The sequence below is a fragment of the Mesorhizobium sp. M0276 genome, assembly GCF_040321755.1.
Classification (GTDB): domain Bacteria; phylum Pseudomonadota; class Alphaproteobacteria; order Rhizobiales; family Rhizobiaceae; genus Mesorhizobium.
Genome location: NZ_JAMYSC010000019.1, coordinates 1 through 20,661 on the forward strand (window position 1 = coordinate 1; position 20,661 = coordinate 20,661).

Sequence of the window (20,661 nt, forward strand, 5' to 3'; positions counted from 1 at the left end):
CAAGCATTTACTCGTCCATGTAAATCTTGGGACACCCAATGTCTAACAAAATGGCTCAACGCCGGGCGCCGTCAAACCCACGGCGCCCGCCACTCGATAGTCTGGTCGTCAAAGTGCCTGGGGAGGGCCGATGGACGGTGCGGTTCCGCTCTTCCGGATGGAAGGAATATCCAAGCGCTATGGTGGCGTGCGGGCGCTGGAAAAGGCCGAACTTTCGGTCACGTCCGGCAGCATCCACGCCATCCTTGGCGAAAACGGCGCCGGCAAATCGACACTGATCAAGGTCATGGCGGGCGTCGTCGCGGCCGATGAAGGCCGAATGACACTGGATGGCCGCGAGGTGACTTTCTCGTCGCCGGCTGCTGCCAACCAGGCTGGCATCGTCTGTATCTTCCAAGAGCTGTCGCTGGTTCCAGAACTCAGCGTCGCCGACAACATCGTCATCTCCGATCCGCCCAAACGCTTCGGCATGATCGACCGCAAGGCGCAGCGCCGCATCGCGGAAGAGGCGCTGGCGCGCGCGGGTGCGGCCGACATTCATCCGTCGGCACTGGTCAAGGACCTGCCCTTGTCGCGGCGGCAGATGGTCGAAATCGCCAAGGCACTCGCCAGAAAGCCGCGCATCCTGATCCTCGACGAGGCGACGTCGGCGCTGACGGCGGCGGACGTCTCGAACATCTTCGCGGTGCTGAAGCGGCTGCGCTCGGAAGGGCTGGCCCTGCTCTACATATCGCATCGCATGAACGAGATCGCCGAATTGGCCGACCAGTGCACGGTGTTCCGCAACGGTCGTAACGTCGCAAGCTATCCGGCAGGTTCGAAAAGCAACAATGAAGTGGTCGAACTGATGATCGGCCGCGAATACAGCCATATCTTTCCGCCGAAGCCTGCCGCCGTGCCTGCGACCGCCGCCCCCAGGTTAGAGGCGCGCAAGCTCTCGTGGACCGACCGGCTGGACAATATTTCATTGACTGTCAAGGCCGGCGAGGTGGTTGGCCTCGGCGGCCTTGACGGCCAGGGCCAGCGCGAATTGCTGCTCGCCTTCTTCGGTGTGCTGCGCGGCCTCAGCGGTCAAATCCTGATCGACGGCAAGCCGGTCACGATCGCCAGCCCCGCGGCTGCGCGCGAGGACGGCATCGGCATGGCGCTCATTCCCGAGGACCGCAAGACCGAAGGCCTGATGCTGCCGATGACCGTGCGCGAGAACCTGTCTTTCGCAGCCCTCGACCGGCTCTCGAAAGCCGGCATCATCGACCGCGCCGCCGAGCAGCGGCTGATCGATGACATGGTCGGCCTTTTGGCGATCAAGACGGCGGGCCTCGACATTCCGGTCGCAGCACTTTCGGGCGGCAACCAACAGAAGGTTGTCATCGCCAAATGGCTGATGCGCCAGCCGCGCATCATCCTACTCAACGATCCGACACGCGGCATCGACGTCGGCACCAAGCAGGAGCTCTACCAACTGATGCGCAAGCTTGCCGATGCGGGTGCGGCGATCCTGTTCTATTCGACCGACTATGACGAGTTGATCGGCTGCTGCGACCGTGTGCTGGTGCTCTATGATGGAGCGGTCAAGCGCGAGCTGGTCGGCGCCGAGATCAGCGAGCGGGCGCTGATATCGAGTGCGCTCAACATCCATGGCGAGGACAGCCCCGTGAGCCTGGGAGCGGACGCATGAAGGATTGGCGCTACTGGCTTGCCGAGCAACGCGGAACGCTGCTGGCATTTGGCATCTTCATCGTCATGTTCGTCATCTACACCTCGAACCATCCGGCCGGTTTCACCGCCAATGTCGTGCAGACGGCGGCGAACAAGGGCGTGCTGCTCGCCTTCGTCGCCATGGCGCAGACGCTGGTGGTGATCACCGCCGGCATCGATCTGTCCATCGGCATGATCTTCCTGCTCACCAATTGCCTGGCGTCCTGGCTGGTGGTGGGCACGCCGATGCAGACGACGCTTGGTGTACTCGCCGTATTGGCGGTAGGTCTGCTGTGCGGGGCGATCAATGGCGCGATCGTCATTTATGGCCGGCTGCAGCCGATCGTCGCCACCATTGCCACAGGGGCCGTCTATTACGGCATCGGCCTGTTGCTGCGGCCATTTCCGGGCGGTTCGGTCAATGAGGATTTGGCCGACGCCCTGACCGGCCGCGTGTTCGGCGTGGTGCCGGCGAGCCTTGTGGTGCTGCTTGCCATCGTGCTGGTGATCTGGGTGCCGTTCAGCCGTTCGGTGCTAGGCCGCGCCGCTTACGCAGCAGGATCGTCGGAGACGGCGGCCTACATGTCCGGCGTGCCGATAAGGCGTGGCAAGTTCGCCGCCTACACGCTGGCCGGGCTGCTGGCGGCGATCGGCGGGCTGTTCCTGACCTTCTTCACCTATACGGGCGAGGCGGCCTATGCCAGCGGCAACGCCTACACGCTGTTTTCGATCGCCGCCGTGGTGCTCGGCGGCGTCTCGCTGTTCGGCGGCAAGGGCAGCGCCATCGGCGCGATCTTCGGCGCGCTGGCCTTCCGCACCATTGGCGACCTTTTGTTCGTCTTCGATTTCGATCCGCTCTGGCAGCCGCTGTTCCAGGGCGTTATCCTGCTGGTCGCCGTCAGCCTCGGCGCCTTCGCTTTGTTTCGGGTCCGCAACCGGCTGGAGTGGTTCCTGTGAGCGAAACGACGCTTGGCGGCATTGCCGGCCGCATGCCCAGATTCATCCGCCGCGCCGATCCGGCGGTGCTGACCGCCTTTGCCTGCATCGTGCTTCTGCTGTTCCTCGGCAGCCTCTATTCCAGAAGCTTCCTGTCGCCTGAATATCTCTTGCAGCAGCTCAAGGTCGCCTCGTTCCTCGGTGTCATCGCCACCGGCATGATGTTGGTCGTCCTGCTCGGCCAGATCGACCTGTCGGTACCCTGGTCCATGGCGGCGGGCGCGATGATGGCCTGCGCGGCGGCCGCCTATGGCCCGGCCGGGGTGGTGCTGGCGATCCCGTTCGGCATTCTCTGCGGTGTGCTGATCGGTATCGTCAACGGCATCGGCGTCGCCTACCTGCGTATCCCGTCGATGATCATCACGCTGGCCACCAACGCCGTCGCGCAAGGGCTGATGGTCGTCTATACCGGCGGCTTCTCGCCACAGGATTCGGCGACGGGCGCAATGCGCTACCTAGCGACCGGCTTCGCCATTCCGGGCGTTCCCAACGCGGTCATCATCTGGGCGCTGATCGGCGCTGCAATGGTGTTCGTGCTGACCCGCACCAGTTTCGGCCGCACCGTCTACGGCATCGGCAACCGCGAGCGCGCCGCCTATCTCTCCGGCATCGACACACGGCGCGTGGTGATGATCGCTTTCGCGGTATCGGGCGGGCTCTCCGCGTTCGGCGGCGTGCTGCTCGCCGGCTATGCCTCCAAGGCGGCGCAGTCGATGGGCGATGCCTATCTGCTGCCATCGATCGCAGCTGTCGTGCTTGGCGGCACCTCGATCCTGGGCGGGCGGGGCTCGTATCTGGGCACCGTCGCAGGTGTCATCCTGATCACCCTGCTGCAATCCATCCTGTCAGTCATGCAGATGCCGGAGGCGGGGCGGCAGATCATCTACGGCGTCGTCATCGTCGCCATGCTGCTGCTCTATGGCCGCGCGCCAGCAAGCCGCTGACAGTGGGTGAAAGGCCAGCACGGGCGCCAATTGGCGCCCCCGGCTCATTGCCCCAAGCCATCGTGGTGATGGGCGTCGCCGGCTGCGGCAAGTCGGCCGTCGGCATTGCACTGGCGGCCGCGCTGGGCGTTGCCTTTATCGAGGGTGACAGGCTGCACCCGCCGGAAAACGTCGCACGCATGGCCAGCGGCGAGCCACTCACTGATCAACTTCGTGAAGGCTGGCTTGACGCGATCGGCGAGCGCATCACTGCGTCGGTGGGGCAGGGCGAAGGAGTGGTTGCCGCCTGCTCGGCGCTGAAGCGCAGCTATCGCGCGCGCTTGAGCGGCTTCTGCCCTGCGATCGTCTTCCTCTATCTGCAGATCGACGCTGCTACGGCCAGGTGGCGTGTCGGCAGCCGCAAGGGCCATTTCATGCCGGCAAGCCTCGTCGACAGCCAGTTCGCTATCCTAGAGCCGCCGACGGCGGATGAGAGGGCCTTGACGCTCGATGCGACCCGCCCGGTCAGCGAACTCGTCAGTGCGACCGTCCACCAGCTACGCTGGTCGACTGCAGCCCGTCCCGCCCCTCCAACCTGATCGTAGGGCTCCGAACTCAGTTTAACAAAAGACCTGACGACAGCCAGTTCGGCGGTGTCGGCAGCTTTTGTGCCGTTCATGATAGGAATTTTTTCTTGATTTGGTGACCTCAGCTATGGTACATATTCGTCCATGGTGCTGATTTGCGCCAGTGACCCGCCGCACAGGCGGGTTTTTCGTTTCCGTCAGCCTACGCGACGGCGAAGGCTCAGAAAGAACCCGTTAATCCGAGTTCGTTGCCCTGAACCGGATCGTAGGCGACCAGCGGCCTGCCACCAGATGCGCGGCGAGTTTGCCCGCATCGGTGCCTTCACCAAGCACAGCGCGGGTGGCGGCGGCGTAAGCAGGGAATTCCTTGCGCATATGGCGCGACAAGCGAACCTCGATACGCGGCGGCAGATTGGCAGTCGGTGGTCTAGATCTGTGACGTCAGTTCGACGGGGAAATCATCATTGTCGGCATCGCGCATGGCGGCGAGGCTGCGATTGTCCAGCACTTCGGCGATCGCCTGCCGCACCTCCAGCATCATCTGCCGGACCTGGCAGGTAGCCTCGTCGCAGTCGTCGCAGCGCTGATACTGCGTGCGGCTGGCACAGGGGATCGGCGCCAGCGGCCCGTCAAGCACGCGCACGACATGGCCGATCTTGATTTCAGAGGCCGGCCTGGCGAGGCGATAGCCGCCTTCCTTGCCCTTGCGGCTCTGGACGAACCCGGCATTGCGCAACTCGCCCAGGATGGCATCGAGGAATTTCTTCGGAATATTGTTGGCCACCGCGATGTCGTTGACGAAGGCCAATTGGCCCAGTGGCAGGCCAGACAGATGCACGAGGGCCTTGAGGCCGTATTTGCCTTTTTTTGTCAGCATGCCCAGATCACCCCATTGAAGCCCCAACCACTCGCATCTGGCGACTGTTTGTGTGCAAATAATGACGTTTTTGCCGTGCGGCGATATTTCGCCAAAACAAGGCGCCGAATGGCATGCTAGGCGCAAACACGTTGATTGTTTGTAACGTTTTGCACGGATGATGCCGATACTTCACTGAAAACCGGGTTGCCGGAGCACAAAACGAAGAATGCCGGCAAGGTGCCGGCTTTCTTCATTTGCTCCGAATGTTTGTGCCGTCAGCGGCTGCCATAGGTCTGGTCGAGCAGGCCGCCGGCGGCGAAATGCTCCTTCTGCACCTTGTCCCAGCCGCCAAAAACGCCTTCCACGGTCAGCAGGCGGACGTCGGGAAACTGGGCTTTGTATTTGGCCTCCACTGCCGCGTCGCGGACCCGGGTGCCGTTCTGGGCGAGAATGTCCTGGCCCTCCGGCGTGTACAGGAAGTCGAGATAAGTCTTTGCCAGATCGCGCGTGCCATGCTCGTCGGCGACCTTGTCGACGATGGCGACCGGGAATTCGGCCAGCAGACTGACCGAGGGCGTGACTTGCTCGAATTTGTCGTCGCCATACTCCTTGCGGATGCCGCGCGTCTCGGACTCGAAGGTGATCAGCACATCGCCGATCTCGCGCTGCACGAAGGTTGTGGTCGCGGCGCGGCCGCCATTGTCGAAGATCGGCACGTTGTTGAACAACTTGGTAATGAACTCCTTCACCTTGGCGTCGTCGCCCTTGAAGGCTTCCTTGGCATAGGCGGTAGCCGCCAGATAGGTGTAGCGCGCATTGCCTGATGTCTTCGGGTTGGGGAAGATCACCTGCACGTCGTCGCGCACGAGATCGTTCCAGTCCTTGATATGTTTGGGGTTGCCGGCGCGCACCAGGAAGGACGGCAGCGAATAGAAAGGCGAGGCGTTGTCGGGGAAATCCTTCTGCCAGTCGGCCGAGACCAGGCCCTTCTTGACGAGGAAGTCGATGTCGGTGACCTGGTTGAAGGTGACGACATCGGCAGCGAGGCCTTCGGCGATGGCACGCGCCTGCGCCGAGGTGCCGGCATGCGACTGGTCGACGGTGACGCCCGGATGGTGCGCGATGAAGGCCTTGTTGATCTGCACGAACAGTTCGCGGCCGACATCATAGGATGCGTTGAGCAATTTGTCGGCCGACCAGGCTTGGGAGGATGCCAGGAGCAGGCCGGCGACGGTGGCGACGCCGAGGAAAAATCGCTTCATGAAAACAAGCTCCGGGTGCAATGGGTTTATGGTCGAACCATAGCTGTGGCGCGCGGTGCGCGACGAGGCACGCGAGACGGCTCTGTGGTTGTGCTGCGAGAAAAGTTATCGCCGAAACAGCCGGATGCCAGGAGTTTCTTCCAAAGAGAGACACCCTTCAGATCTGATCGTGGGCAAGAAGATTGCATCGCGATGCTGGGTCGAGAACTGGCTGGAATAGCGCTCGACCGAGTATCAAGCAGGCGGAAACAGCTTCCAGCGGCCGGGACGGAACGCCACCCGGCTTTTCTGCGCCGCGGGATGATCGACAGGCAGTTCGATTTCGACCCGCTGGCGCTCGCCACCGATCTCGAGTTCGACGCGGCGCGTGCCGGCGACGCGGCGGCTGGCGGCAACCGTGCCGGCGATACAGCCGCTGCAGCCGTCCAGCAATTCGACATGGTGCGGGCGGAAGTAAAGCGTTGCTTCGCCCGAGGGCTCGTTGGGCGCGGCAAGCCCGATCGGACGGTCGGCGAGCCAGATCTCGCCATTCTCAACCTTGACCGGAAGCGAGCTCGATTCACCGATGAAGCCGTAGACGAAGGGCGAGTTGGGCGCGTCGTAGATGTCGTCGGCAGTGCCGACCTGCTCGATGCGGCCCTGGCTCATCACCACGACGCGGTCGGCAAGCTCCAGCGCCTCTTCCTGGTCGTGGGTGACGAAGACGGTGGTGTGGCCGGTGGCGTCGTGGATCTCACGCAGCCAGCGGCGCAATTCCCGGCGCACCTGCGCGTCAAGCGCACCGAATGGCTCGTCGAGCAGCAGCACCTTGGGTTCGATCGCCATGGCGCGCGCCAGTGCCACGCGCTGGCGCTGGCCGCCTGAGAGCTGCGCCGGATAGCGCTTTTCGAGCCCGGAAAGCTGGACGAGGTCGAGCAGCTCTGAGGCGCGGCGGCGGATTTCCTGCGCCGGCGGGCGCGACGACCCGTGCCGGACCTTCAGGCCGAAGCCGATATTGTCAGCCACCGTCATGTGCCGGAACAGCGCATAGTGCTGGAAGACGAAGCCGACATTGCGCTCCTGGATCGACTTGTGCGAGGCGTCCTCGTCGCCGAAGAAGATATTGCCTCGCGTCGGCCGCTCCAGCCCCGCGATCAGCCTGAGCAGCGTCGTCTTGCCGGAACCGGACGGCCCCAGCAACGCGATCAACTCGCCCGACTTGATGTCGAGCGACACGTCATGAAGCGCCGGAAACCGCTCAAACTCCTTGCGTACGTTGGCAACGCGAACTTCCATGCAAATCCCTCTGTCAGTGCCCGCGCGTCGCGGCGATCTCGGCGCCGTAGCGCATCTCGAGAAGTGTTTTCAAGACCAGCGTGACGAGCGCCAGGCCCGCAAGCAATGAAGCGACGGCAAAGGCGCCGACAGCGTTGTACTCGTTATAGAGGATTTCGACATGCAGCGGCATGGTGTTGGTCAGGCCGCGTATGTGGCCCGACACGACCGACACCGCGCCGAACTCGCCCATGGCACGCGCATTGCACAGGAGTACGCCGTAGAGCAGCCCCCATTTGACGTTGGGCAAGGTCACGTACCAGAAGGTCTGCCAGCCATTGGCGCCAAGCGAGAGTGCTGCCTCCTCGTCGCCATTGCCCTGTTCCTGCATTAGCGGGATCAGTTCGCGGGCGACGAAGGGGAAGGTGACGAAGACGGTGGCCAGCACGATCCCGGGCACGGCAAACAGGATGACGATGCCATGTGCTTTCAGCCAGCTGCCGAGCAACCCCTGGGCACCGAACAGAAGCACATAGACGAGCCCCGAAATAACCGGCGAGACCGAGAAGGGCAGGTCGATCAGGGTGGTCAGGAAGGCCTTGCCCTTGAACTCGAACTTGGCGATCGCCCAAGCGGCGGAGATGCCGAAGACGATGTTGAGCGGCACCGAAATCGCCGCCACCAGCAGGGTCAGCCGGATCGCCGAGCGCGTGTCGGGATTGCCAAGCGCTTCGGTGTAGGCATCGATGCCCTTGGCGAAGGCTTCTTTGAAGACGATGATCAGCGGCAAGACCAGGAAAATGCCGAGGAAGGCGAAGGCGACAGCCATCAGCGCTACACGCGCTGGGCGACTTTCCGTGACCGCCGCCGACCGGCTTCCGTGGTGCGGTTCGTAGGAGTTGATCTCGGGATCAGGCATAGCGCTTGCGGCTCCATGTCTGCACGAGATTGACGACCAAAAGCATGACAAACGACAGAGCGAGCATGATCGCCGCGATCGCAGTTGCCGCGGGGTAATTGTATTCCTCGAGGCGGATGACGATCAGAAGCGGCGCGATTTCGGATTTGTAGGGTAAATTGCCGGCGATGAAGATAACCGAGCCATATTCACCGACGCCGCGCGCGAAGGCGAGCGCGAAGCCGGTGACGATGGCCGGCGCCAGGCCTGGGAACAGGACGCGGGTGATGATCTGCAGGCGATTGGCGCCAAGCGTGGCGGCGGCTTCCTCCACCTCCCTGTCGATCTCCTCCATGATCGGCTGCACGGTGCGCACGACGAAGGGCAAGCCGATGAAGACCAGCGCGATGACGATGCCGAGCGGGGTATAGGCGACCTTGATGCCGAGCGGCATCAGCAATTTGCCGATCCAGCCGTTCGGCGCGTAGAGAGTGGTCAGCGCGATGCCGGCCACAGCCGTAGGTAAGGCGAAGGGCAGATCGACCATGGCATCGACGATGCGGCGGCCGGGAAAGCGGTAGCGCACCAGCACCCAGGCGACCAGCGTGCCGAACACGACATTGACGGCTGCCGCGAGGAAGGCGGTGCCGAAGCTGATCCTCAGCGCATTGATGGTGCGGCGATCGGTGGCGATCGCCCAAAATTCAGGCCAGCCAAGCGCGGCCGAGCGCCAGAGCAGCCCGGAAAGCGGGATGAGGATGATGAGGGTGAGGTAGGCAAGCGAGAAGCCGAGCGTTAATCCGAAACCCGGAATGACGCTCGGCTGCTTGAATCGCCACCCCGCCTGCGCGGGTGCTGTGGTCATATCGTCCTGAATATCGACTTACTGAGGCTTGTAGATCTGGTCGAATATACCACCATCGCCGAAATGATAAGGCTGCGCTTTTTTCCAGCCACCGAAAAGCGGGTCGTCGATCGAGATCAGCTTGATCGGAGGCAGCTTGGCGAGATCCTCCGCCGGCACCAGATCGGGCTTGGCCGGGCGATAGTGGTTCTTGGCGATGATCGTCTGTGCTTCCTTGGAATAGAGCCAGCCCAGATAGGCTTCGGCAACCTTGCGCGTGCCTTTGGCGTCGACATCGGCGTCGACCACCGCCACAGGTGGCTCGGCCAGGATCGAGGTCGGCGGGTAGACGATGTCGAAATTGTCGGCGCCGAACTCGTCGAGCGCCAGATAGGCCTCGTTTTCCCAGGCGATCAGCACGTCGCCGAGGCCTTTTTGCGCGAAGGTTACGGTCGAACCGCGCGCGCCGGTGTCGAGCACCGGGGCATTGGCGTAGAGCTTGCCGACGAACTCCTTGGTCTTGGCCTCGTCGCCGCCATCATTGGCGTTGGCGTAGGCCCACGCGGCGAGATAGTTCCAGCGAGCGCCGCCGGAGGTCTTGGGGTTGGGCGTAATCACCTGGATGCCGTCCTTGACGAGGTCGCTCCAATCGTGAATGCCCTTGGGATTGCCCTTGCGCACGAGGAAGATGATGGTCGAGGTGTAAGGCGCTGAATTGTTTTCGAATTTTGTGCGCCAGTCGGGATTGATCTTCTTCGACTTCGAGACGATTGCGTTGATGTCGCCTTCGAGCGCCAGTGTCACCACATCGGCATCGAGTCCGTCGATCACGGCGCGGGCCTGGGCACCGGATCCGCCATGCGACTGCTGGACGGTGACCGTCTCGCCGGTCTCGGCCTTCCAATGCGCGACGAAGGCTTCGTTATAGGCCTTGTAGAGCTCGCGTGTCGGATCATAGGACACGTTGAGAATGGTGGTGTCGGCAAACGCGAAGCCGAGCGTGCCGAACTGGATGGATGTGGCGACCAGTGCGCCGAGCAGTTTCCTGAAATGAGGTCTGGTCATTTCTGCCTCCGTTGAACCCACGGCAAATCTACCGAACTGGTAGAAATTAGATGCATTGAATGTTGCCTTTTTTGCCCCTCTGGAGAAAATATTCGACGATCCCTTGCAGCATGGAGAAATATTTTCCTCCTGCGTCTCCGGGACGAATCCATGCCGCACACCCAGCCTATTTAGAAATGAGCAGCGTCGAGGCAAGGCTGCCGACAAGAAAGGATCGCGCGAGGCACCCCCCTCTGGCCGGCACGCCAGAGGGGGGTGCCTCGGAACAGGCATAGGTGAATGTCCTACTATCTGCCGAGCCCGGAAAGCCAATTGAATGAATCGCTTGGCTCGGTCTATTCGACGAACACCTTGACGCTGGCCGCGCGTCCCGCGGCGTCGATCACGGTCAGCGTCGAATAGCCGGCGCCATCAGGTTGCCAGGTCGCGGTGCGACGACGGTCGATGCCGGCGAGCGGCTTGCCGTTGGCCAGCCAGCGGAATGGCGCGCGGCCGCCTTGCAATTTCAGAACCAGTGGCGAGGCATCGGCCGAGTTGGTGTCGAGATCGATGCGGGCGCCGTCGGGCGGGAAGATGATAGTCGGCGCGGGTTCGGTCACTGTCGCCTGCACCAGGCCGTCCGACCCGGCGCCGAAGCGGGCGAGCGTCACCGGTAGGTCCTCGCGCCTGGGGCTGATCACGCCGGGCGGCCTGCCCGGCAATGGGACGGTGGCCAGGCCCGAGCGGACAAAACCCTCGAAGAGGATGGGAGCGGCCGAGACATAGCCGGACAGGCCCGGCACCGCGCCGGCGTCGGGGCGGCCGACCCAGACACCCAGCACATAGCGGCCGTCGAAGCCGACCGACCACGCGTCGCGATAGCCGTAGGAGGTGCCGGTCTTGTAGGCGATGCCGCGCTGCAAGGCGCCCTCGGGCGGCTTGACGCCCGACAGAATGTCGATGATCTGCCAGTTGGCCTGACCGTCGAGGATGGTAGCGCTGGTGCGCTCGGCATTGGCGGGCTCGGTGCCGTCATGCAGCGTGTGCGTCTTGCCGCCATTGGCGAGCCCTGTGTAGAGCTGGACGAGGTCGCGTAATGTTATCCCGACCCCGCCAAGGCCGATGGCCAGGCCCGGCGCCTCGTTGACCGGCAGCACGGGGCGGACGCCGGCCTGGTGGAAGCGCGCCATCAGACGCGTTGGTCCGACCGCGTCGAGCACGCGGATCGCCGGCACGTTGAGCGACAGTTGCAGCGCCTGGCGGATGCTGACGTCGCCCTGATAGCCCATGTCGAAATTCTTCGGCCGGTAGCCGGAGAAATCGACAGGACTGTCGTCGATCAGCGTTTCCTGCGCCACCAGCCCCTGTTCGAAGGCAAGACCGTAGATGAACGGTTTCAGCGTCGAGCCGGGCGAGCGGACGATCTTGGTCATATCGATCCAGCCGGCGCGGCTGGCGTCGAAGAAGTTGGCCGAGCCGACTTCGCCGAGAATATCAGCGGTGCGGGAGTCGGCCAGCACCATGGCGACCGACAGGCGAGGCCCAAGCTTGGCGGCCGCGTCCCTCGCCACCTGTTCAAGCCCTTCCTGGACGCTCTTGCGGATCGTCAGCTGCAAAGGCTGACCGGGAACCGCCTTGGGCAGCATCGCATAGGCGGCGTGTGCGGCGAGCGCCGGCAGCGTGCGGCGCAGCCCCGCCACATCGTCGAGGGCGGCACGTGCCGCCTCGCGCTCGGCGAGCAAGCCGGAGGAGACCATGCGGGTCAGCACCCGGTCTCGAGCGGCGTGGGCGATTTTCAGGTTGCGGTCGGGCCGCCGCTTTTCCGGCAGCTGCGGCAGGGCAACGAGCAGGGCGGATTCCGACACGGTAAGCCGCTTCGGCTCCTTGCCGAAATAGGCGAGGGACGCGGCACGCACGCCTTCCAGATTGCCGCCATAAGGGGCCAGCGTCAGGTAGCGCTCGAGGATCTCGCGCTTGGACAGTCGCCGCTCGATTTGGATGGCGCGCAGCATCTGCTTGATCTTGGAGCCGAGGCTGCGGCTTTCGCGCGGCTCGATCAGCCGGGCAAGCTGCATCGACAGGGTCGAGCCGCCGGAGACGATGTGGCCGCTGGTGGCGAACTGGCCGGCAGCACGGGCCAGCGCCAGCACGTCGACACCCTCATGATCCCAGAAACGCTTGTCCTCGTAGGTGACCAACATGTCGATGAATTGCTTGTCGACCTGATCGAGCCGGGTTTCGAGCCGCCAGTAGCCGTCCGGAGTGGCGAAGGCGCGCAACAGCTGGCCGTCGCGGTCCTGGACTTCCGTCGAGACCGTGAGTTCGGCAGGCAGCGGTGGCGGGAAGGCGCGGTCGAGTTCCCAGAGGGAGGCGGTGGAGAGCGCCAACAGGCAGGCGCCGCCTGCGGCTCCAATAGCGAGTTTGCGAAGTATCTTCATGGCTGGAAAGATGCCCCCTCATCCGGCCGCTTCGCGGCCACCTTCTCCCCGATGGGGAGAAGAGACTGGCGCCGGCGCTGGTCGTCTCCTCTCCCCTCGGGGAGAGGTCGACCGAGCGAAGCGGAGGGCGGGTGAGGGGGCACTTTGCTTATCGCGTCCATCACCACCAGCGCCTTACGGCGCCTTGATCTCCATCATGCCGGTGGCGGTGCGGGCCGAATACTGCGGCCTGTACATGTCCTCCACCGTTGCCGCCGGGTGCGCATAGGTGCCAGGCGTCACGGCACGTACGACATAGGCGAGGGTCAGATTGTGGTCGTGGTCGCCGTCGGCCGGGTTGAACGCGGCGACGAAACGGTCGTCGCGGAATTCGAGATGGGCCGCATCGGTCTGCGCCAGCCATGAGAAGTTGGTCAACTGGGCGCTGGACACCAGGCCTGGATTGTCGATCTCGAAGCCGGCCGGCAACAGGTCCGTTACCAGCAGGCGCGACGGCCAGCTGTTCTGCTCGTTGACCTTGAGCACGACGACATAGCGTTCGTTCTGGGTCGCCTCGGTGACATTGGCTTCAGTGCCATCGAGCTTGTAGTAGGTGCGATCGATGGTGAAGCCGTCGCCGCTTGCCGGCAAGGGCTGGATCGGCGACGCCACCGTCGTGACGACGGCTTGCAGCGGAGTCTTGCCGGTGTTGGCGATGGTCAGCGGGCTGTCGGCCAGGTCGCTGCCGTCGATCTGGTTGGAATAGCCGCCGGCGTGCGCGGCACCATTGACTGTCAACGTGATTGCATCATTACCTTCCTTCAGCGCGCGAGCCGCCAGCAGCATCCAGGATTCGTCCTGGGTGCTGGTCCAGCGGGCTCCGGCGCGTTCCCTGGTAACCAGCTTGATCAGCTCCGGCACGATCGTCGGCACCGGCTTCGATTCCGCCGCCAGCGCCAGCATCGCCGCACCGTCACGCAGCCGCGAGCCGTAGTCGGAGCGGTAGTAGTCGTAGTCGGTGGTCGACTTGGCGAGCTGCAGGGCGGTCTTGAACGTCGCTTCGGCGCGCGGCGTATCGCCGTAGAGCGCCAGGCTCGCCGCCAGCTGGGCGACGGCCATCGGACTGGAGAAAGCTTCGAGCTGGGTGTCCGCATAGTAGCGCAGATCGCCGATCGAGGCCTTCTTGTTGCGGGCCAGAACGTAGAGGGCGTAGGCGATCTCGCTGCCACGGTCCTGTACGCTCTGGTCGTAGCCGAGCGAGTTCTGCAAATTGCTCAGCGCCTGGTTCATGGCCAGGCTCGGTACGTCGTATTTCTGCTCGCGCGCCCTGGTCAGGAAGTCGGTGACATAGGCATCGAGCCACGGATCGCCGGAGCCCGGACCCCACAGGCCGAAGCTGCCGCCCGAGGCCTGGTAGCTCAGAACCTTGTAGATCGCGTCCTGGATGCGGCCATGGATGTCGGGGTCGCTTGCCATGCCGATGCCGGATGCCAACTCATTGACGTAGAGAAGCGGCATCGCGCGGCTGGTGGTCTGCTCGGCGCAACCATAGGGGTAGCGGTCGAGCGTCATCAACAGCGACGGCACGTCGAAGGCGGAGGCCTGTGAAACGCCGACGCTGACGGAAGCGCCGTCGAGCAGGCTTGCCGCCAGCAGTTCCTTGTCGACCCGCAGCGCGCCGCCATTGCCCTTGAGGTCGACCACCATGCGGGTGGTGACCGGCAATTGCGCCGGACGCACCGGCACGTAGAGCGTCTGCTCGACCTGGGTGCCGTCGGCATGGGCGAGCTTGATGGTCAGCGAGGCATTGCCGGCCGTCTGCGCGATCAGCGGCACGGTCAGCGTCTGCCGCTTGCCCTGGGCGAGCGTCAGCTTCTGGGGCAGGGGCTTGTCGCCCGTCGACAGATCGCCCGTCGTTTCGATCGACAGCGCATAGTCGCCGGCAGGGCCATCGGTGTCGGCGACATCGAGGCGCATGACGGCGGCGTCACCAGGCGCCAGGAAGCGCGGCAGGCCGGCGGTGATCACGACGGGATCGCGCACGATGACGTCGGACTGGGCATGGCCGACTGCGTCCTTGGTCCAAGCGACGGCCATGACGCGCACGGTGCCGTTGAACTGCGGAATGTCGAAGTCGATCCTTGCCTTGCCGTCGGCATCAAGCTCGACGGGGCCGGAGAAGAAGGCGACCAGCTTTTCGGTCGGCGGGCTGCCTTGCGCCTGCATGTTGGCGCCGTCGCCGCCGGTCCTGAGCTTGCCGGTATTGCCCAGCGAACCATCGATCAGGCGACCGTAGATGTCGCGGATTTCCATGCCCAGCATGCGCTGGCCGAAGAACCAGTTCTCCGGATCCGGTGCCTTGTAGTTGGTCAGGTTGAGGATGCCGACATCGACAGCGGCAACCATCACATAGGCATTGGCGCCCGGCTGCACGCCGGCGACCGAAACCGGGATCGACAGCTGCTGGCGCGGCATGGTCTTGTCGGGCGGCGTCAGGGTGATGGCAAGCTTCTTCGAGCCCGGGTCGACCTTCAGCCATTTCACGCCGATGGCGCGCGCCGGCATGCGCGTTTCCTGCGCCTCGCCCGGTCGAAACAGGGTCGCGGTGACATAGGCGCCGGCGCCCCAGTCGTCGCCGACCGGAATATCGACGGTGCTGCCTCCCGCCGGCACTGACGCCGTAACGGTCTTCAACAGCTTGTCGGAACCGATGTTGATGAGAAGTTCCCCGGCAAAATGCGGCGAGACTTTCAGCTTGGCCACTTCTCCCGCGGCATAGCTGTCCTTGTCGAGAGCGATCTCGAGGCCGTCAGGCGTTTCGGTGGTGGTAGATGAGACGTACCAGCCGGCATCGAATTCGTAGCTGGTCGCCGGTCCTTCGGGATCGGCGGTTTCAACCTCGAGCCGGTACTGGCCCCAATCGACCGGCACGGAGACCGTTGCGTCGCCATCGGCACTGAGGTCGACCTGGCCGTTGGCGATCGACTTGGTGAAGGAGACCGGTTCGTAGTTCCAAGAATTGTTGGAGCGGTACCACTGGTAATTGCGTTCGACCTTGACCAGCGTCCATTGCGCGCCTTTCAGCGCCTCGCGCTTGCCGTCGGGATCGACGGCGATCAGGCTGAACTTGGCCGTGCCGCCTTGCGGCACTTCATTGTCGGCGAAGTCCGGGCGGATGCCGATCATATGGCCTTGCGGACGGATGCCGACGTCGAGCGAACGCTCGATGGCACGGCCGCCGGTTTCGCGCATCCTGACCGTCACCTTGGCGTCGACCAGCTTGGTGGTCGAGGGCAGTTGATCGACGGAGACCGGGAAGGTCACCTTGCCGTCATCGCCAACCACCGGCAGATCGGCGAGGGGGGTAACAGTGGGTTCTGCGGACTGCTCGTCTGCGAGGCCGAAGGAAAAGCCCTGGAAGCGGTCCCAATCGCGCGAGGTCGACAGCGTCAGTTCGCCTTCCAGCGCCAGGCCTGCTGCCGGCGCTCCGTAGAGGAAGCGGCCGTCAATATTGATGTTGGCGGTTTCGCCCTGCGCGATCTCCTGCTTGTCGGCCTTCATGTCGAATTCGATGCGATCCGGCACGAAATCGTCGACCAGGAACATCTGGCTGGCCACCGCCGCCTGCTTGGGATCGGTGTAGATCGACACCGACCAAGTGCCGCGCATGGCGTTGGGTTCGAGAGGCAGGTCGACGGCATGGCCGCCGGCCGAGGCGCCGTCGCTGACGATGCGGCGGTCCTCGACGCCGTCGGGGCGCGAGAAGATGAAGGTCAGCGGCAGGTTTTCGACCGCCTTGGCGGCGCCGTCGCGGGCAAGAGCCGCAACATGAACATCCTCGCCGGCGCGGTAGATGCCACGTTCTGTCCAGGCGTAGACGTCGAGCGCGCCGGGCGCCGCGCGCCCCGTGACGCCGCGGTCGGACAGGTCGAAGCCGGCCCGGCCCATGTCGAGAAAGACGAAATCATCATTGCCCTGCTTGGCCATCAGCACGGCCGGAACCATGCCGCCGTCGCCGCGCGTCAATCCGGGATTGAAGACGGCGTGGCCATCGGCATCCGATGTCGCTGTGCCGAGAACCTCGTTGTTCCTGGCAACCAGGGTCAGTTCGGCGCCTGCTATCGGCTTGGCGCTGCCCAGCGAACGGGCAAAGACATTCAGGCCATCCTGGCCGGTATAGGTCGACAAGCCGATGTCGGAGACGACGAACCATTGTGTGGCTATCGAATTGTAGTCGTCGGCGTTGTCGTTGACCGCTTGGGCGGTCAGCACATAGACGCCGGGCTTGCGCTGCGGCAGCGCTTCGTCGACCGGGAAGGAGGTGGTGACCTCCTTGTTGAGATCGTTGGCGATGTCGAGTTGGCCTTGCCAGACCGGCGCGCCCATCTGCTCGGAAATGTTGGAGATGTCGTAGCCGTCAAGCTGGTGCAGGAATTGGTAGCCCGACAGAAGTTGCGCCAGCGAGCGGTCGCCGATGCGGTAGAGCTTCATCTCGGCGGCGTTCATGTTGACGGTGACGACCGGGATGCCGCGGCGCGCGCCGGCCGGCAGCACGAAGCTGTCGCCGGTGAAGCGAGCGGACGGTGCGCGGTCCTGCACATAGATCGACAGCACCACGGGGGCTGCGGTCACTTCGCCCATCGCCGCCGGCAGGCCGGCGCGGAAAGTAACGTCGTAATGCTGGCCGTGCTCCAGCCCTTCGACGCAGATCTGCTTGTCCTTGGCCTCGACCCCCTTGGGCGGCGCATTGTCGACGGTGACGAACTGCGCGTAATCGACGCCGGTCTTGACCAGATCCTCGGAGAATTGCGCGCAAATACGCGGCGCGCTGGTGTCGGCATCGAGGGTATGGTCGATGACGCGGAAACCCTTGCGCGCCTTGAGATCGGCATAGTCGGCCTGGACCGCCGGCGAAGGGTTCAGGGCAAGGCTGGCTTCGTAGGCCTGCAGCGCCGGCCGGTAGAGATCCCGCTTGTCGAGGCCGTTGCCGAGCAGCGCCAGCGCTTCGGCTCGCGTCTTGGTGGTGCGGAGCAGCTTGTAGGCGATGAATGCGGCCGACGTCCCGTCTGCCGGCAAAGTGGAGGCATCGGAAGTGTTGGCGGCGGGTTGCACGGCAAGCGTTTCACGCGCCAGGTTGAGCCAGAGCTGGCCGTCATCGGGCATGACAGACACGGCGCCTTCGTATCTCAGCATGGCGGAGCGGTGGTCGCCGGTAAGCACCGATTGCTCGGCGGCAGTCGTCAGCGCGGTCAGCCCTTCGGTCGGCTTGATGTAGGCCGGACCCAACAACTTGTTGCGGTATTGCTGGGCCTGATCGGCCATCCAGTTGGGGAAGAAGGCGAGTTCAGGCGGCGCGCCGATATCGGGATCGCCATCGATGTTGACGACCTTGCCGGCGACCGCGCCGTTGAACAGTTTCAGCTGGTTGTAGTCGGATTTGAGGAAGCACCATTTGGCTTTATTGTTGTAAGTGAAGGCGCGGCAGGCCGGATCGCCCAGACATGTCGTCTTGCACTGGTCGAGCGTGACGTTCTGGTCGGATCTGAGATCGAAGCCGAAATAGTCGGAATTGTCCGTCGTCGCTATTCGTCGGGATTCAGCCGCTTGCGCGATACCACTCCAGGCAAAAAACAAAAGAATCAGGACCGACAGACCACGAGCCGCTCGCATTGCCATTGCACCCCTCCAGACACAGCTGACGTTCCAGGCATGATCAAGCTTCAGTCAGGCTTGTCAACGCAAGGACGCGGCAGGGTTCCGCCTGCCAACGGTTTCCTTTCCGGCCGATGGCCGGTAGTACCTCCATAGGACAGGGGATCACGCTTTCTTGCGGCAACGCAAAAGGTGTGAATTCCAAGCCCGTCCTATTTCAGACAATTGGATTGTGGCCCCTTTACGAGCGCTTCAGAACTTCATTCCAATTTTAGTTTTATAACCTAGGTTGTCTTAATGCCGGCGCATGAAGAGCAGATGTCAGGAGGTCGCGCGCCAGGGCGTGTGCTTCCGCGCGCCCTGCTTATAGCCGTGATATGCTCGGCGGCGCTGGTTCCCGAATCAAGGCCGGCGGCTGCGTTCGAGCTTTTCGGCATCAAGTTGTGGGGGTCGTCCAGCGACGAGGATGCCGACATCGTCAACCCGCTGCGCTATGCCGTCACAATCAATGCCCCCGACGCCGACAAGGATCTCGTCAAGAAGCTCGAAAACGCCTCGACGCTGAAAAGTGACGAGGAGCGTCCGGTTTCCGGTTCGCTCGGGCTGATGGCCAAGGCGCGCAGCGATCGCGAACAGCTTGTCGCCGCGCTCTATGCCGATGCCCGCTACGAAGGCGTGGTCACCGTTACCATCGACGGCAAGCCGCTCGATGATTTGCCGCCCGACGCCGAGTTCAAGGGGCCGCAGCCGGTCCCGGTGGTCATCGATATCGCCAGCGGGCCGAAATTCACCCTGGGCAATATCCGGCTGCAAGGTGACGCGGCGGGGCTGATGAGCGCCGATTATGGCCTGATATCAGGCGGCGACGCCGGGTCCGGCGCCGTGCTCAAGGCCGAGGCACTGATCGTGCGGACGCTGAAAGAGCAAGGCAGGCCGCTGGCCAAGGTGACGAACCGGCAAATCGTCGCCGACCATGCCACTTCGACGCTGGACGTGACGCTGACGGTCGCTGCCGGGCCGGTCGCCGGCTACGGAGCGACCACGGTGGAAGGCACCGAGAAGGTCGACCGCGACTTCACCGAATACATGACGGGCCTCAAGCGCGGCCGGCAATATTCGCCGCAAGAGATCGACGATGCGCGCGACCGGCTGCTGGCGCTCGAAGTCTTCAACAGCGTGACGTTCAAGGAAGCCGACACGCTCGACGCCGACGGCAACATTCCGATCGGCGTCCAGGTCAGCGAGCGCAAGCCGCGCTATTTCGGCGTCGGCGGCAGCTTCTCCAACACCGAGGGGCTGGGCCTGGAAGGCTATTGGGGCCACCGCAACCTGTTCGGCCGGGCCGAGAAGCTGCGCATCGATGGTAAGATCAGCGGCATCGGCAGCAACGATCTTGGCGAACTCAACTACAATGCCGGTATCATGTTCGAGAAGCCGGGCGTGATCGGGCCGGCATCGAAGTTCATCGCCAGCGTCAAGACCGTGCTCGAACATCCTGATGCCTATGACCATTTCTCGGTCAAGGGCAGCACCGGCCTGTCCTACGAACTGACCAAGAACCAGACGGTTTCAGCTGAGTTGGCGCTCGACTATTCCCGCATCCACGACGCTTTCGGCAAGCACAAATACCTGATCGCCAGCATTCCGTTGCAATATGTCTATGACAACAGGGACAACCGGCTGAACCCGACCAGCGGCTTCCGGGTGCTGGCTTATGCCGAGCCGAGCTACGACATTTTGAGCGGCGCGGCTTTCCTCAAGCTGAAGGGCGAGGGATCGGCCTATCAGTCGCTGGATTCGGCTTCGAAGTTCGTGCTGGCCGAACGTGTCGCCACCGGTTCGATCGTCGGTACCAGCCTAGAACACGTGCCGGCCGACCGGCGCTTCTACTCCGGCGGCGGTGGTTCGGTGCGCGGCTATGCCTATCAGGGCATCGGCCCGAAGGATTTCACCGGCCAGCCGATCGGCGGCCTGTCGTTCTTCGAGACTTCGGTCGAAATGCGCATCGCCATCACCGACACGATCGGCATCGTGCCGTTTGTCGATGCCGGCACCGTGTCGACCAAACCGTTGCCCGATTTCTCCGACGTCAAGGTCGGCGCCGGCGTCGGCTTGCGCTATGTGACGCCGTTCGGGCCGCTGCGCATCGACGCGGCCGTGCCGCTCAACCGCGATCCGAGCGACCCGCATTTCGGCATCTATGCCGGCATCGGACAGGCGTTTTGAC

14 protein-coding genes are annotated in these 20,661 nt (G+C 63.6%); 5 read left to right on the plus strand and 9 right to left on the minus strand.

From position 1 onward, the window contains the following. Positions 1–130: 130 nt before the first annotated feature. The 4 genes from NKJ01_RS16515 (at position 131) to NKJ01_RS16530 (ending at position 4,216) form a co-directional block, all read left to right on the plus strand. Positions 131–1,678 (plus strand): sugar ABC transporter ATP-binding protein, encoded by a 1,548-nt coding sequence (locus tag NKJ01_RS16515; RefSeq protein WP_352729430.1) that lies wholly within the window; start codon positions 131–133, stop codon positions 1,676–1,678. After that, entirely contained in the window at positions 1,675–2,655 is a 981-nt protein-coding gene (locus NKJ01_RS16520; protein ID WP_352729432.1) for an ABC transporter permease, read from the plus strand. The genes NKJ01_RS16515 and NKJ01_RS16520 overlap by 4 nt, the downstream gene beginning before the upstream one ends. Continuing rightward, on the plus strand, positions 2,652–3,638 hold the full coding sequence (locus tag NKJ01_RS16525) for an ABC transporter permease (RefSeq protein ID WP_352729434.1): 987 nt from the start codon (positions 2,652–2,654) through the stop codon (positions 3,636–3,638). The genes NKJ01_RS16520 and NKJ01_RS16525 overlap by 4 nt, the downstream gene beginning before the upstream one ends. A gap of 68 nt (positions 3,639–3,706) precedes the next feature. Next, on the plus strand, positions 3,707–4,216 hold the full coding sequence (locus tag NKJ01_RS16530) for a gluconokinase (protein ID WP_502905885.1): 510 nt from the start codon (positions 3,707–3,709) through the stop codon (positions 4,214–4,216). A gap of 222 nt (positions 4,217–4,438) precedes the next feature. Here the strand turns inward: NKJ01_RS16530 and NKJ01_RS16535 are convergent, their stop codons facing one another. The 9 genes from NKJ01_RS16535 to NKJ01_RS16575 form a co-directional block, all read right to left on the minus strand. Then, complete coding sequence (locus tag NKJ01_RS16535) at positions 4,439–4,591, minus strand: hypothetical protein (protein WP_352729438.1); 153 nt, start codon at positions 4,589–4,591, stop codon at positions 4,439–4,441. Between the two features lie 40 nt (positions 4,592–4,631). Beyond that, positions 4,632–5,081, minus strand: coding sequence for an RrF2 family transcriptional regulator (locus tag NKJ01_RS16540; RefSeq protein ID WP_023756920.1), 450 nt, complete (start codon positions 5,079–5,081; stop codon positions 4,632–4,634). A 257-nt stretch (positions 5,082–5,338) separates the two neighbouring features. Then, positions 5,339–6,325 (minus strand): sulfate ABC transporter substrate-binding protein, encoded by a 987-nt coding sequence (locus tag NKJ01_RS16545; RefSeq protein WP_352729440.1) that lies wholly within the window; start codon positions 6,323–6,325, stop codon positions 5,339–5,341. Positions 6,326–6,559: 234 nt separating this feature from the next. Then, complete coding sequence (locus NKJ01_RS16550; protein WP_352729442.1) at positions 6,560–7,600, minus strand: sulfate/molybdate ABC transporter ATP-binding protein; 1,041 nt, start codon at positions 7,598–7,600, stop codon at positions 6,560–6,562. A 13-nt stretch (positions 7,601–7,613) separates the two neighbouring features. Further along, positions 7,614–8,498, minus strand: a complete 885-nt coding sequence (gene cysW, locus NKJ01_RS16555) for a sulfate ABC transporter permease subunit CysW (protein ID WP_352729444.1) — start codon at positions 8,496–8,498, stop codon at positions 7,614–7,616. After that, positions 8,491–9,342 carry a sulfate ABC transporter permease subunit CysT gene (gene cysT / locus NKJ01_RS16560; protein ID WP_352609009.1) on the minus strand — a complete coding sequence of 284 codons (852 nt, stop codon included), beginning with the start codon at positions 9,340–9,342 and terminating at the stop codon, positions 8,491–8,493. Before cysT ends, cysW begins: the two co-directional genes overlap by 8 nt. Before the next feature lie 18 nt (positions 9,343–9,360). Next, complete coding sequence (locus NKJ01_RS16565) at positions 9,361–10,386, minus strand: sulfate ABC transporter substrate-binding protein (RefSeq protein ID WP_352729447.1); 1,026 nt, start codon at positions 10,384–10,386, stop codon at positions 9,361–9,363. A 335-nt stretch (positions 10,387–10,721) separates the two neighbouring features. Beyond that, the gene (gene pbpC / locus NKJ01_RS16570) at positions 10,722–12,803 is read right to left on the minus strand and encodes a penicillin-binding protein 1C (protein ID WP_352729449.1); all 2,082 of its coding nucleotides are present in this window, start codon (positions 12,801–12,803) and stop codon (positions 10,722–10,724) included. Positions 12,804–12,977: 174 nt separating this feature from the next. Continuing rightward, a complete protein-coding gene (locus NKJ01_RS16575) occupies positions 12,978–18,458 on the minus strand; it encodes an alpha-2-macroglobulin family protein (RefSeq protein WP_352729451.1) in 5,481 nt (1,826 codons plus the stop codon). A 273-nt stretch (positions 18,459–18,731) separates the two neighbouring features. Between NKJ01_RS16575 and NKJ01_RS16580 the strand changes: the two genes are divergently transcribed. Continuing rightward, complete coding sequence (locus NKJ01_RS16580; RefSeq protein ID WP_352729453.1) at positions 18,732–20,660, plus strand: autotransporter assembly complex protein TamA; 1,929 nt, start codon at positions 18,732–18,734, stop codon at positions 20,658–20,660. The last annotated feature ends 1 nt before the right edge of the window (position 20,661 follow it).

What these genes read in the sequence shown, in the direction of transcription:
- cysW (WP_352729444.1), bottom strand. Translation starts at nt 8,498, where the DNA reads ATGCCTGATCCCGAGATCAACTCCTACGAACCGCACCACGGAAGCCGG.
- NKJ01_RS16530 (WP_502905885.1), top strand. Translation starts at nt 3,707, where the DNA reads ATGGGCGTCGCCGGCTGCGGCAAGTCGGCCGTCGGCATTGCACTGGCG.
- NKJ01_RS16545 (WP_352729440.1), bottom strand. Translation starts at nt 6,325, where the DNA reads ATGAAGCGATTTTTCCTCGGCGTCGCCACCGTCGCCGGCCTGCTCCTG.
- NKJ01_RS16520 (WP_352729432.1), top strand. Translation starts at nt 1,675, where the DNA reads ATGAAGGATTGGCGCTACTGGCTTGCCGAGCAACGCGGAACGCTGCTG.
- NKJ01_RS16515 (WP_352729430.1), top strand. Translation starts at nt 131, where the DNA reads ATGGACGGTGCGGTTCCGCTCTTCCGGATGGAAGGAATATCCAAGCGC.
- cysT (WP_352609009.1), bottom strand. Translation starts at nt 9,342, where the DNA reads ATGACCACAGCACCCGCGCAGGCGGGGTGGCGATTCAAGCAGCCGAGC.
- NKJ01_RS16550 (WP_352729442.1), bottom strand. Translation starts at nt 7,600, where the DNA reads ATGGAAGTTCGCGTTGCCAACGTACGCAAGGAGTTTGAGCGGTTTCCG.
- NKJ01_RS16540 (WP_023756920.1), bottom strand. Translation starts at nt 5,081, where the DNA reads ATGCTGACAAAAAAAGGCAAATACGGCCTCAAGGCCCTCGTGCATCTG.
- NKJ01_RS16575 (WP_352729451.1), bottom strand. Translation starts at nt 18,458, where the DNA reads ATGGCAATGCGAGCGGCTCGTGGTCTGTCGGTCCTGATTCTTTTGTTT.
- NKJ01_RS16580 (WP_352729453.1), top strand. Translation starts at nt 18,732, where the DNA reads ATGCCGGCGCATGAAGAGCAGATGTCAGGAGGTCGCGCGCCAGGGCGT.
- pbpC (WP_352729449.1), bottom strand. Translation starts at nt 12,803, where the DNA reads ATGAAGATACTTCGCAAACTCGCTATTGGAGCCGCAGGCGGCGCCTGC.
- NKJ01_RS16565 (WP_352729447.1), bottom strand. Translation starts at nt 10,386, where the DNA reads ATGACCAGACCTCATTTCAGGAAACTGCTCGGCGCACTGGTCGCCACA.